This window comes from Limimaricola variabilis (genome assembly GCF_034371605.1).
Lineage (GTDB): Bacteria > Pseudomonadota > Alphaproteobacteria > Rhodobacterales > Rhodobacteraceae > Limimaricola > Limimaricola variabilis.
Genome location: NZ_CP139691.1, coordinates 1,267,468 through 1,280,680, shown reverse-complemented (window position 1 = coordinate 1,280,680; position 13,213 = coordinate 1,267,468). Strand labels below are relative to the sequence as shown.

Genomic DNA, 13,213 nt, shown 5'->3' with positions numbered 1-13,213 from the left:
ATCATGGAGACGATCATCCTCTTCGCGCCGCTGGTCGGCGCCCTGACCGCGGGCTTCGGCTGGCGACTGATCACCGAGGCCGGCGCGCAGTGGGTCTCGACCTCGCTGGTCGGTCTCGCCTGCCTGCTGTCGTGGATCGTGTTCCTCGGCCATGACGGGCAGATGGAGCAGATCCAGATCCTGCGCTGGATCGAGAGCGGCTCGCTCTCGACCGATTGGGCCATCCGACTCGACCGGCTCACGGCGATCATGCTGGTGGTGATCAACAGCGTGTCGTTCCTCGTGCATCTCTACAGCTTCGGCTACATGGCGCATGACGAGAACTTCCGCCCCGGCGAGAGCTATCGGCCGCGCTTCTTCGCCTACCTGTCTTTCTTCACCTTCGCGATGCTGACGCTGGTGACCGCCGACAACCTTGTGCAGATGTTCTTCGGCTGGGAGGGCGTGGGCGTCGCCTCCTACCTCCTGATCGGCTTCTACTACCGCAAGCCTTCGGCCAATGCCGCGGCGATGAAGGCCTTCATCGTCAACAGGGTCGGCGATTTCGGCTTCGCGCTCGGCATCTTCGCGCTGTTCTTCCTCGCGGACTCGATCAACTTCTCCGACGTCTTCGCCGCCGCGCCGCAGATGGCGCGCACCGAGCTGAACTTCCTCGGGCTCGATTTCCAGGCGGTAGAGATCGTCTCGCTGCTGCTGTTCATCGGCGCGATGGGCAAGTCGGCGCAGCTGCTGCTGCACACCTGGCTGCCTGACGCGATGGAAGGCCCGACCCCGGTGTCGGCGCTGATCCACGCCGCGACCATGGTGACGGCCGGCGTGTTCCTGGTCTGCCGGATGTCGCCGATCCTCGAATTCGCGCCCGACGCCAAGTCGATCATCGTCTTCATCGGTGCCTCGACCGCCTTCTTCGCCGCGACCGTGGGTCTGGTGCAGAACGACATCAAGCGCGTCATCGCCTATTCGACCTGTTCGCAGCTGGGCTACATGTTCGTGGCCGCCGGTTCGGGCGTCTATTCGGTGGCGATGTTCCACCTCTTCACGCACGCCTTCTTCAAGGCGCTGCTGTTCCTCGGGGCCGGCTCGGTCATCCACGCGATGCATCACGAGCAGGACATGCGCAATTATGGCGCCCTGCGGAAGAAGATCCCCTACACCTACTGGGCGATGATGATCGGCACGCTGGCGATCACCGGCGTCGGCATCCCGCTCACGCATTTCGGCTTCGCGGGCTTCCTCTCCAAGGACGCGATCATCGAGAGCGCCTATGCCGGTGCCACGCCCTACGCCTTCTGGCTGCTGGTGCTCGCCGCCGCGATGACGAGCTTCTATTCCTGGCGCCTGATCTTCCTGACCTTCCACGGCAAGGCGCGCGGCGATCACCACACCCATGACCACGCGCATGAAAGCCCGGCCGTGATGCTGGTGCCGCTCGGCGTGCTGTCGCTCGGCGCAGTCTTCGCCGGCATGCTGTGGTACGCCCCGTTCTTCGGCGACGAGGCGCGCGTGCAGCGCTGGTTCGGGATGCCGGTGACGGCGGCGGCGCATGGCGCGATCGAAGAGGCGCATGGTCCCGTCGATGCGGCGACCGAGCTGGCCGAGGGCGATCTCGACCACGCCGCCGAAGCGATCGTCGAGGAGACGCTGGTCGAGGGCGAGCATGCCGACATGGGCGAGGTGGCGCATGCGCCGACCGCGGCCGAGGTCGCGGTGGCCCGTCCGGGGCAGGGCGCGATCTACATGGCGCCGGGCAACGACGTCATCGACGAGGCGCACCACGCCCCCGTCTGGGTCAAGGTCTCGCCCTTCGTCGCCATGCTGCTGGGCCTGAGCCTCGCCTACCTGATGTATATCCGCAGGCCGGATCTGCCGGGCAAGCTCGCTGCCAACCAGCGGCCGCTCTACAACTTCCTGCTCAACAAGTGGTACTTCGACGAGCTCTACGATTTCGTGTTCGTGCGCCCGGCGCAGGCCATCGGCCGGTTCCTGTGGACCCGCGGCGACGGCAGCGTGATCGACGGCGGCATCAACGGCGTGGCGATGGGCATCGTGCCCTTCTTCACCCGCCTCGCCGGTCGCGCGCAGAACGGATACGTCTTCACCTACGCTTTCGCGATGGTTCTGGGCCTCGCCCTGATCCTGACCTGGATGACCTTGGCCGGGGGGGCCGAATAACAGATGGGCAACCTTCTCTCTCTGACCACCTTCATCCCGCTTCTGGGCGCCGGCATCCTCGCGCTGTTCCTGCGCGGTGACGACGCGGCGGCACAGCGCAACGCCAAGTGGGTGGCGCTGGCGACCACCGTCTTCACCTTCCTGGTGTCGCTGTTCATCCTCGCCGATTTCGACCCTGCGGCGCCGGGCTTCCAGTTCGTCGAGGACCGGCAGTGGCTCCTGGGGCTGCGCTACAAGCTCGGCGTTGACGGCATCTCGCTCCTGTTCGTGATGCTGACCACCTTCCTGATGCCGCTCGTCATCGCCGCCTGCTGGGACGTGACGCACCGGGTCAAGGAATACATGATCGCGTTCCTGGTGCTCGAGACGCTGATGATCGGCGTATTCGTGGCGCTGGACCTCGTGCTGTTCTACCTCTTCTTCGAGGCGGGCCTGATCCCGATGTTCCTGATCATCGGCATCTGGGGCGGCAAGAACCGCATCTATGCGAGCTTCAAGTTCTTCCTCTACACCTTCCTCGGCTCGGTGCTGATGCTGGTGGCGATGGTGGCGATGTTCGCGCAGGCCGGGACCACCGACATCCCGACGCTGATGGCCTACAACTTCTCGTCGCAGACGTTCCCGATCCTCGGCGTGCAGATCCTGGGCGGCGTGCAGACGCTGCTGTGGTTCGCCTTCTTCGCCTCCTTTGCGGTGAAGATGCCGATGTGGCCGGTCCATACCTGGCTGCCCGACGCCCACGTGCAGGCGCCGACCGCCGGATCGGTGGTTCTGGCCGCGATCCTGCTGAAGATGGGCGGCTACGGCTTCCTGCGCTTCTCGCTGCCGATGTTCCCGGTCGCCTCCGAGATCTGGGCGCCGCTGGTGCTGTGGCTCTCGGCAATCGCGATCGTCTACACCTCGCTGGTGGCGCTGGTGCAGAAGGACATCAAGAAGCTGATCGCCTACTCCTCGGTCGCCCATATGGGCTTCGTCACCGCGGGCATCTTCGCGCTGAACCAGCAGGGTCTCGACGGGGCGGTGTTCCAGATGATCAGCCACGGCTTCATCTCGGGCGCGCTCTTCCTTGGCGTCGGCGTGATCTATGACCGGATGCATACCCGCGAGATCGACGCCTATGGTGGCCTCGTGAACCGGATGCCGGCCTATGCCGCCGTGTTCCTGCTGTTCACCATGGCCAATGTCGGCCTGCCGGGCACCTCGGGCTTCGTCGGCGAATTCCTGACGCTGATGGGCATGTTCCAGGCCAACACTTGGGTCGCCGCCGTGGCCACCACGGGCGTGATCTTCTCGGCCGCCTACGCGCTCTATCTCTATCGCCGGGTCGTGATGGGCGACCTGATCAAGGAAAGCCTGAAGTCGATCACCGACATGACGGCCCGCGAGAAGTGGATCTTCGCGCCGCTCGTGGTCATGACCATCCTGCTCGGCGTCTATCCGAGCCTCGTCACCGACATCACCGGCCCGAGCGTCGCGGCGCTCGTCGATCAGGTCGAGGTCGCGGTCGCGGCCCATGGCAGCCAGAGCGCCGTCGCGGCGGCCGAAGTCGCGGCCCCGGCACAGCACTAAGGACCAGGACACATGTTCTCACTCGATCTCCAGACCGTCCTGCCCGAGGTGATCCTCTCGGTCTATGCGATGGTCGCGCTCATGGCGGGCGTCTACACCACCAAGGACAAGTCGGCCGGTCTACTGATCTGGGCGACCGCCGCGATGTTCACCCTGATGGCCTTCCTGATCGCCACCCGCGAGGGCACCGATCCGGCCTTCTTTAACAGCTTCATCGATGACGGCTTCGCCCGTTTCGCCAAGGTGACGATCCTGCTCTCGGCCGCCGTCGTGCTGGTGATGAGCCAGGAATACCTCGCCCGCCGCAACCTGCTGCGCTTCGAGTATCCGGTGCTCGTGACGCTGGCCGTGGTCGGCATGATGGTGATGGTGTCGGCTGGCGACTTGATGGTGCTCTACATGGGCATCGAGCTGCAGTCGCTGGCGATGTATGTCGTGGCTTCGCTGCGCCGCGACAGTGAGAAGTCAACCGAGGCCGGCCTCAAGTACTTCGTGCTGGGCGCGCTCAGCTCGGGCCTGATGCTCTACGGTGCCTCGCTGGTCTACGGCTTCGCCGGCACGACCCAGTTCGAGGGTATCTTCATCGCCACCGCGCTCGGCGCGCCGCTCGGCCTGATCTTCGGCCTCGTCTTCCTGATGGTCGGCTTTGCCTTCAAGGTCTCGGCCGCACCGTTCCACATGTGGACGCCGGACGTCTACGAGGGCGCCCCCACGCCGGTGACCGCCTTCATGGCGACCGCGCCCAAGGTGGCGGCCATCGCGCTCTTCGCCCGCGTCGTCTATGACGGCTTCGGCGGGGTCGTGGGCGACTGGCAGCAGATCGTCGCCTTCCTGTCGCTGGTTTCGGTGTTCTGGGGCGGCGTCGCCGCGATCGGCCAGACCAACATCAAGCGCCTGATGGCCTATTCCTCGATCGCCCATATGGGCTTCGCGCTGATGGGCCTCGCTTCCGGCACCGCCTTCGGCGTGCAGGCGATGCTGATCTACATGGCGATCTACGTCACCATGAACATCGGCACCTTCGCCTTCATCCTGTCGATGGAGCGTGACGGTCGCCCAGTGACCGACATCAACGCTCTGCACATGTATTCGCGCTATGCGCCGATGCGGGCGCTGGCGATGCTGGTGCTGCTGTTCAGCCTCGCCGGCGTGCCGCCGATGGTCGGCTTCTTCGGCAAGCTCTACGTGCTGCGCGCGGCCTATGAAGGTGGGCTGACCTGGCTCGCGATCCTCGGCGTGATCGCCTCGGTGATCGGTGCGTTCTATTACCTGCGCATCGTCTACTACATGTATTTCGGCGAAGAGCGCGAAGCGCTCGACACCGGTACCTCGCCGCTGCTGTGGGGCGTGCTCATGGCCTCGGCCGCGGTGATGGTGTTCGGCGTGATCAACCTGTTCGGCATCGAGCCGTTGGCCGCGGCCGCGGCGGCGACCCTTGTCAACTGACCCCACATCCCGCGGGCTCTGGCCCGAGGGGTGGGAGCGGGTGGTGCTCGACACCGTCGACAGCACCATGGCCGAGGCCGCGCGACGCGCGGCCTCTGGTCTTGCCGGGCCGACCTGGATAATGGCGCATGAGCAGACCACTGGGCGCGGCCGTCGCGGCCGGGTCTGGAGCAGCGAGGCGGGCAATCTCTCGGCAACGCTGGTTTACAAGCCCGAGGCGACGCCGGCAGAAGCCGCGCGGCGCAGCTTCCTCGCCGCCGTCGCGCTGTTCGAGGCGCTGGCGATCCATGTCGACCGGACCCGCCTCTCGCTCAAATGGCCCAACGACGTGCTGCTCGACGGCGGCAAGGTCGCGGGCATCCTTCTGGAGAGCGCCGGGCAGGGGCCCTATGTCGACTGGCTGGCCATTGGTGTCGGCGTGAACCTCGCGCGCGCGCCCGAGGGGCTGGGCGACGCGGCCTTCCCGCCGATCGCGGTCGCCGACAATGGCGGGCCGCTGGTCGATCCGGAGGAATTCCTGACCCATCTCGCCGACGCCTTTGCCACCGAGGAGGGCAAGCTCGACGCCTTTGGCTTCGAGCGCATCCGCGAGGACTGGTTGCGTCACGCCGCCCGGCTGGGCGAGGTGATCTCCGCGCGTACCGGCACCGAAGAGATCACCGGCGTGTTCGAAACCGTGGACTTGGCCGGCAACCTGATGCTGCGGACAGCCAAGGGGCCCCGCGCGATCAGCGCCGCCGACGTATTTTTCTGAGAGGTCGGGAATGCTTCTCGCGATAGACTGCGGCAACACCAATACCGTGTTCTCGATCTGGAACGGGTCCGAGTTCCTCGCCACTTGGCGTACCTCGACCGAGTGGCAGCGGACGGCGGACCAGTATTTCGTCTGGCTGTCGACGCTGATGAAGATGCGCGGTATCGAGGCCCAGATCGACGAGATGATCGTCTCCTCCACGGTGCCGCGGGTGGTCTTCAACCTGCGTGTGCTTGCGGATCGCTATTTCAACTGCCGTCCGCTCGTCGTGGGCAAGCCGGATTGCCGCTTGCCCGTAGCACCGCGCGTTGATGCGGGCACGCAGGTCGGCCCGGACCGGCTGGTCAACACTGCGGGTGCCTGGGACCGGCATGGCGGCGATCTGGTGGTCGTCGATTTCGGCACGGCGACGACCTTCGACGTAGTAGACACCGATGGTGCCTATGTCGGCGGCGTCATCTCGCCCGGCGTGAACCTGAGCCTCGAGGCGCTGCATCAGGCGGCGGCCGCGCTGCCGCATGTCGATGTGAGCAAGCCCGAGCGGGTGATCGGCACCAACACCGTTGCCTGCATGCAGTCGGGCATCTTCTGGGGCTATGTCGGCCTCGTACGCGGGATATGCGACCGCATCCGGGCGGAGCGCGACCGTCCGATGCGGATCATCGGAACCGGGGGGCTTGCGCCCCTGTTCGCGCAGGGCGACATGCTGTTCGACGATATCGAAGACGATTTGACGATGCACGGGCTGACCGTCATCCATAGCTACAACAAGGAGACCGCATGAGCGGCGAAAGACTGATCTACCTTCCTCTCGGCGGTGCCGGCGAGATCGGCATGAACGCCTATGTCTACGGCTACGGCAAACCGGGGCAGGAACGGCTGATCGTCGTCGATCTCGGCGTGACCTTCCCCGACATGGACACGACACCCGGCGTCGACCTGATCATGCCCGACATTTCGTGGCTCGAGGCGCGCAAGGATCGCATTGAGGCGATCTTTATCACCCACGCGCATGAGGACCATGTCGGCGCGGTCGGCCATTTCTGGAAGCGTCTCGGCGCCACCATCCATGCCCGCAAATTCACCGCCGCGATCGCGCGGCACAAGCTCGACGAGCACGGCGCGCCGGACAGCGTGCTCAACGTGGTCGAGCCCTGGCCCGCCACGGTCGAGGCGGGGCCGTTCAAGGTCGGCTTCGTGCCGATCAGCCACTCGATCCCCGAAAGCTCGGGCCTCGTGATCGACAGCCCCGAGGGGCGGGTAATCCATTCGGGCGACTTCAAGATCGACCACACCCCGGTGGTGGGCGAGCCGTTCAACCCCGATCTCTGGGCCGAGGTTTCGCAGGGCGGGGTCAAGGCGCTGATCTGCGACTCGACCAACGTGTTCTCGCCCCAGCCGGGCCGCTCGGAGGCGACGCTCGCCCCCGAGATCGAGAAGCTGATCGCCTCGCAGCCGGGCATGGTCGTCGCCACGACCTTCGCTTCGAACGTGGCACGTCTCAAGACCATCGCCGTGGCCGCCGACCGCGCCGGACGCACCGTATGCCTGCTCGGCCGCGCCATGCGCCGCATGGTCGAGACCGCGACCGAGTGCGGCCTGCTGCACGGCTTTCCCAAGACCGTCGGGCCGGAAGAGGCCGCCTCGATCCCGCGCGAGAAGCTGCTGCTGCTCGTCACCGGCAGCCAGGGCGAGCGCCGCGCCGCCAGCGCCCAGCTGGCGCAGGGCAGCTATCTCGGCCTGAAGCTGCAGGAAGGCGACAGCTTCCTGTTCTCCTCGCGCACCATCCCCGGCAACGAGCGCGGCGTGATCAAGATCATGAACCAGCTCTCGGAAAAGGGTGTGGACGTGATCGAGGACACGCATGGCCTCTACCATGTCTCCGGCCACGCCAACCGGCCCGACCTACAGCTGCTGCACGACATCGTGCGGCCGCAGTTCCTGGTGCCGATGCACGGCGAGCACCGCCACCTGCGTGAGCATGTGAAGCTGGGCGCCGAGCGCGGGCTCTCGGGCATCGTGGCGGTCAACGGCATGATGCTGGACCTGTCGGGCAACGCGCCGAAGGTGGCCGAGTACATCGACACCGGCCGCAGCTACCTTGACGGTTCGGTGATGATCGGTGCCATGGACGGCATCGTACGCGACCGGATCCGCATGGCGCTCAATGGCCATGTCACGGTGACGATGATCATCGACGAGGATGACGAGCCGCTGGGCGATCCGTGGTGCGAGATCATGGGCCTGCCTGAGAAAGGCCGTTCCAACGCCTCGCTGGTCGAGACGCTCGAGTCGGATCTGGCGCAGTTCGTCAATCGCGCGGGCCGCAAGATGCTGCGCGACGAGGACAAGCTCGACCGCGAGCTCAAGCGTATCGCGCGTTCGACCACCCAGGCCGAGACCGGAAAGAAGCCCGAGGTCAACGTTGTGGTGAGCCGGTTGAGCTGATCGCTCGGTCGCGAGGTTCGGTGCCATTCGGCCCCGGACCTCACGGCGCATCCGTAAACGAACCGGGCCGCGCTCTCCGAGGAGGGCGCGGCCCGTTGCATTTCATCGATCGAATGCGTGCTCGCTGCGGAATACGGCTTCAGCCGCTGCAGACATAGACCGCCCCGCCGATCACCACGACCGATGCCGCGGCAGCGCCAAGCGCCACGGGGCCGGTCAGCGCGGCGGTGACGCCGGGCGCGGCGGTGCCGATGCTGGTGGCGAGCCAGTCCGCCGTGCCCTTCAGCACCAGCGCGCCCGAGCTGTGCAGCAGCCGCGAGGGCTCCGCCACGGCCTCGGCCGGGCTGGGCGGCGGAGTCAGCATGAGCCCGGCCAGCGCCGCGCCGGTATCGATCGCGCCATCGGCCGCGGCATTGACGCGGTCGCAGGTGGTGACACTGCATTGCGCCGTAGCGCCACGCGCCCCGGGGACCAGCAGCCAGCCATCATCGTCGGGATCGCGCTGGAGGCAGTAGCCCTCGGTCTCTTTGGGCGGCAACTCGACCGAGAGATAGGTGAAGAGCACGCGGCTGTCGCAGGCGGGCGGCGTGCCCCAGGCCTTGTTCCAGACCCGGCCCGGCCAGCGCGAGAGGCGCTCGCGGGTGCCGAGCTTGGTGTCGAAGGCGATCTCGTCGTCATAGGTGACAACGGTCTCGCGTCCGTTGACGCTGGCGGTGCAGCGCCGCTCCTCGGCCTGCGCGGGCAGGGCCGGGAGCAGCATGGCAAAAGCGAGGGCAATCAGGCTGCGCATCGCGTTCGGGCGCGGCCTTAGCCGGCGCGCCGCTCCTCGAAGCTCTTGAGAATGAAGGCGGGGGTATCGTCGCCCATGCCTACCACCTCTTCTTCGCGCGGCTCGTTGCGACGACGGTCGCGGCCGCGATTGCCTCGATCATTACGGCGCGGCTCGGCCTGCGCCGGCGCCGCTGCTGCGGCAGGCTCGGGAACCGGTTGGGGTGCGGGTTCCGGCTGCGGGGCAGGCTCCGGCTTGGTTTCGACGACGGTCTCGGCCTGCGGAGCGGCCGCTACGGGCTTCTCCTCGCGCTTGGCGTCGTCGCGGCTGCGGGACCGGGTGCGGCTGCGGCTGCGACGCGGACGCTCTTCCTCGCTGGTCGCGGCCTCGGCGGCAGGCGCGGCAGCGGGGCGCGCGCCGCGCGGGTCCTCGAGCCGCGGGATCGCCGACTGGACCAGCCGCTCCACGTCGTCGAGGTTCTTCTCGTCACGCGGGCTGCAGATCATGATCGCGGTGCCCTTGCGGCCGGCGCGGCCGGTGCGGCCGATCCGGTGCACGTAGTCCTCGGCATGGCTCGGGACGTCGAAGTTGAACACGTGGCTCACCGAGGGGACGTCGAGGCCGCGCGCGGCGACGTCGGAGGCCACGAGGATCTTCACCTCGCCGGCACGGAAGCCGTCCAGCGTCCGGGTGCGCTGGCTCTGGTCGAGATCGCCGTGGATCGGCTCGGCGTCGTAGCCGTGCTTCTTGAGGCTCTTGGCCACCACGTCGACGTCCATCTTGCGGTTGCAGAAGATGATCGCATTTGTGCAGGCCTCGCCTTCGGCGTCGATCAGGGCGCGCAGCAGCTCGCGTTTTTCGTCGGCCTCGCGCTCCTTGCGGCTGGCCCGGAACATCACCACGCCCTGCTTGATGTTCTCGCCCGTGGTGGCGGCGCGGGCCACTTCGATCTTTTCCGGGTTCGACAGGAAGGTGTTGGTGATCCGCTCGATCTCGGGCGCCATGGTGGCCGAGAAGAACAGCGTCTGGCGGGTAAAGGGCGTCAGCCCGAAGATCCGCTCGATATCGGGGATGAAGCCCATGTCGAGCATGCGGTCGGCCTCGTCCACGACCATGATCTGCACGCCGGTGAGCAGCAGCTTGCCGCGCTCGAAATGGTCGAGCAGGCGGCCGGGGGTGGCGATCAGCACGTCGACGCCCTTGTCGATCAGCGCATCCTGCTCCTTGAACGAGACGCCGCCGATCAGCAGCGCCTTGGTGAGCTTAGTGTGCTTGGCATAGGTGTCGAAGTTCTCGGCCACCTGAGCGGCGAGTTCGCGGGTCGGGCACAGCACGAGGCTGCGCGGCATTCGGGCACGGGCGCGGCCACGACCCAGGAGGGTGATCATCGGCAGCGTGAAGCTCGCCGTCTTACCGGTCCCGGTCTGGGCGATGCCCAGCACGTCGCGGCCTTCGAGCGCGGGCGGAATGGCGCCGGCCTGGATCGGCGTCGGCGTCTCATAGCCCGCCTCGGCGATGGCCTTGAGTACCTTGGGGTCGAGATTGAGGTCGTTGAACTGGGTCATGTGAGCCTTTCGAGACTGCGGCACCGATTGGCCGCAGGAGCAGGCGCGGCCCGCCCGGCCGGATTGCCGGGTCGTTCGACTTGGCCCGCCTTATGCCGAAAGCCCGTGCAGGTCAAGTTTGGCGAAGGAACGGGGCCTGCTTGCGTGCGTTGCGTCCGACAGCCCGCAAAGCGGGCGCGACCGAGATGGAGACGGCGATGATCAAGAAACACGGCAAGGCCCATTGGAGCGGCGGCATCAAGGAGGGCGGCGGCAAGATCTCGACCCAGACCGGTGTCCTGAGGGACGAGCCCTACGGCTTCAACGCCCGCTTCGAAGGCGGCCCTGGCACCAACCCCGAGGAGTTGATCGGCGCGGCCCATTCCGCCTGCTACGCCATGGCGCTGTCGCTGGAGTTGGGCAAGGACGAGCTGACCGCCGACGATATCGACGTGCAATCGACCGTATCCCTGGAGAAGGTCGGCGAGGGCTTCGAGATCACAAATATCCATCTCGACGTGCGCGCGAAGGTCTCCGGCGCCTCCGAGGAGCAGTTCCGCAAGGCGGCCGAGGCCACTAAGACCGGCTGCCCGGTGTCGAAACTACTCAAGGGGGCCGAAATCACGATGGACGCGAAGCTCGTCTGAGTGATGGTTCGGAAGAGGGAAGAGATGCGGCCCAACTAGGGCCGCATCTCTTATTCTTTCTATTACACCATCATTTCCTTGGTGGCGGTGAGGCGGATCTCCGGGTGATCGCGCTCGACCCGGTCGATGTCCCACTGCATCCGGGTGAGATAGACCAGATCGCCGTCATTATCGGTTGCGATGTGCTGCTTGTTTTTGGCGGCAAAGGTCTCGACCGCCGCCTTGTCGCCGGCCATCCAGCGCGCCGAGGTGAACTGCGACGGCTCGAAGCGCACCGGCAGGCCGTATTCCATCTCGATCCGGCTGGCGAGCACCTCGAACTGCAACGCGCCGACGACGCCCACGATGAAGCCCGAACCGAAGGTCGGCTTGAACACTTTGGCGGCGCCTTCCTCGGCAAACTGGCTGAGCGCCTTGTCGAGATGCTTGGCCTTCATCGGGTCGCCTGCGCGGCAGGTCTGTAGCAGTTCGGGTGCGAACGAGGGGATCCCCGCCACGCGCAGCATCTCGCCCTCGGTCAGCGTGTCTCCGATGCGCAGCTGGCCGTGGTTGGGGATGCCGATGATGTCGCCGGCCCAGGCCTCGTCGGCGAGTTCGCGGTCGGAGGCGAGGAACAACACCGGGTTGGTGATCGCCATCTGCTTCTTCGAGCGGACATGGGTGAGCTTTTGGCCACGCTGGAAATGGCCGGAGGCGAGGCGCACGAAGGCGACACGGTCGCGGTGCTTGGGGTCCATATTGGCCTGCACCTTGAAGACGAAGCCCGCGACCTTGTCCTCTTCGGGCGCGATCTCGCGCGGTTCGGCCTTCTGCACCTGCGGCTCCGGGCCATAGGTGCCGATGCCGGCCATCAGCTCGCGCACGCCGAAGCTGTTGATCGCCGAGCCGAACCAGATCGGCGTCATGTGCCCTTCGAGCACGGCCTGAGGATCGAGCGCGGGCAGCAACTCGCGTGCCATCTCGACCTCTTCGCGCAGCTTCTCGAGCAGGTGGGCGGGAACATGTTCCTCCATCTTCGGGTCGTCGAGACCCGAGATGCGGACGCTTTCGGCCACGCGGTTGCGATCGGCGCGGTCCATCAGTTCGAGCCGGTCGTTCAGGAGATCATAGCAGCCGAGAAAATCCCGGCCGACGCCGATCGGCCACGAGGCCGGGGTCACGTCGATGGCGAGGTTTTCCTGAATCTCGTCGATGATCTCGAAGGTGTCGCGGCTTTCCCGGTCCATCTTGTTGCAGAAGGTCAGGATCGGCAGGTCGCGCAGGCGGCAGACCTCGAACAGCTTGCGGGTCTGGCTCTCCACGCCCTTGGCGCCGTCGATCACCATCACGGCCGCGTCCACGGCGGTCAGCGTACGGTAGGTGTCCTCGGAGAAGTCCGAGTGGCCGGGCGTGTCGACGAGGTTGAAGCGGAAGCGCTCGAAGTCGAAGGACATCGCCGAGGCCGAGACCGAGATGCCGCGATCCTTCTCCATTTGCATGAAGTCCGAGCGCGTGCGCCGCGCCTCGCCTTTGGCGCGGACCTGGCCGGCCATCTGAATCGCCCCGCCGAAGAGGAGGAACTTCTCGGTCAGCGTGGTCTTGCCGGCGTCGGGGTGCGAGATGATCGCAAAGGTCCGGCGGCGGGCGATTTCGGGCGGGAGGGCGGGGCGGTTGTTCATGCGGGCGCTATAGCCACTCCGAAGCGCCGAGACAATTGCCGGGATCGAACCGATCTGCCGTGACGGCATGCCGAAGGTTCAACGCATTCGTCGTCGAGCGGTTCCACGATGTTTGGTAATAAAGAGCATATAAATCATATACTTAAGGTGACTATTGCCACAAGTTTGCCATGGTCCCTGAGCAACCTGAGGTGGTAAGTGCCGGT

General features: G+C 66.2%; 10 protein-coding genes. 7 read left to right on the top strand and 3 right to left on the bottom strand.

Annotated elements, in window-relative coordinates:
• The first annotated feature begins 3 nt into the window (after positions 1-3).
• The 6 genes from nuoL to T8T21_RS06270 are packed head-to-tail and all read left to right on the top strand — an operon-like array spanning position 4 to position 8,389.
• Complete coding sequence (gene nuoL / locus T8T21_RS06295) at positions 4-2,172, top strand: NADH-quinone oxidoreductase subunit L (RefSeq protein WP_322337231.1); 2,169 nt, start codon at positions 4-6, stop codon at positions 2,170-2,172.
• A 3-nt stretch (positions 2,173-2,175) separates the two neighbouring features.
• Positions 2,176-3,741: an NADH-quinone oxidoreductase subunit M gene (locus tag T8T21_RS06290; protein ID WP_322337230.1), complete on the top strand. Its 1,566-nt coding sequence runs from the start codon at positions 2,176-2,178 to the stop codon at positions 3,739-3,741.
• Positions 3,742-3,753: 12 nt separating this feature from the next.
• A complete protein-coding gene (gene nuoN, locus T8T21_RS06285) occupies positions 3,754-5,187 on the top strand; it encodes an NADH-quinone oxidoreductase subunit NuoN (RefSeq protein ID WP_322337229.1) in 1,434 nt (477 codons plus the stop codon).
• Positions 5,177-5,941, top strand: coding sequence for a biotin--[acetyl-CoA-carboxylase] ligase (locus T8T21_RS06280; protein ID WP_322337228.1), 765 nt, complete (start codon positions 5,177-5,179; stop codon positions 5,939-5,941). The genes nuoN and T8T21_RS06280 overlap by 11 nt, the downstream gene beginning before the upstream one ends.
• Before the next feature lie 10 nt (positions 5,942-5,951).
• A complete protein-coding gene (locus T8T21_RS06275) occupies positions 5,952-6,725 on the top strand; it encodes a type III pantothenate kinase (RefSeq protein ID WP_183474720.1) in 774 nt (257 codons plus the stop codon).
• The gene (locus tag T8T21_RS06270; RefSeq protein ID WP_183474721.1) at positions 6,722-8,389 is read left to right on the top strand and encodes a ribonuclease J; all 1,668 of its coding nucleotides are present in this window, start codon (positions 6,722-6,724) and stop codon (positions 8,387-8,389) included. The genes T8T21_RS06275 and T8T21_RS06270 overlap by 4 nt, the downstream gene beginning before the upstream one ends.
• A gap of 139 nt (positions 8,390-8,528) precedes the next feature.
• Here the strand turns inward: T8T21_RS06270 and T8T21_RS06265 are convergent, their stop codons facing one another.
• Entirely contained in the window at positions 8,529-9,149 is a 621-nt protein-coding gene (locus tag T8T21_RS06265; protein WP_322337227.1) for a hypothetical protein, read from the bottom strand.
• Positions 9,150-9,196: 47 nt separating this feature from the next.
• Positions 9,197-10,723: a DEAD/DEAH box helicase gene (locus T8T21_RS06260; RefSeq protein ID WP_322337226.1), complete on the bottom strand. Its 1,527-nt coding sequence runs from the start codon at positions 10,721-10,723 to the stop codon at positions 9,197-9,199.
• 197 nt (positions 10,724-10,920) lie between these two features.
• On the opposite strand from T8T21_RS06260, the gene T8T21_RS06255 reads away from it, so the two are divergent.
• Positions 10,921-11,349 carry an OsmC family protein gene (locus T8T21_RS06255; protein WP_322337225.1) on the top strand — a complete coding sequence of 143 codons (429 nt, stop codon included), beginning with the start codon at positions 10,921-10,923 and terminating at the stop codon, positions 11,347-11,349.
• A 62-nt stretch (positions 11,350-11,411) separates the two neighbouring features.
• Here T8T21_RS06255 and T8T21_RS06250 read toward each other — a convergent pair whose 3' ends face one another.
• On the bottom strand, positions 11,412-13,007 hold the full coding sequence (locus T8T21_RS06250) for a peptide chain release factor 3 (protein WP_183474725.1): 1,596 nt from the start codon (positions 13,005-13,007) through the stop codon (positions 11,412-11,414).
• Positions 13,008-13,213 lie beyond the last annotated feature (206 nt).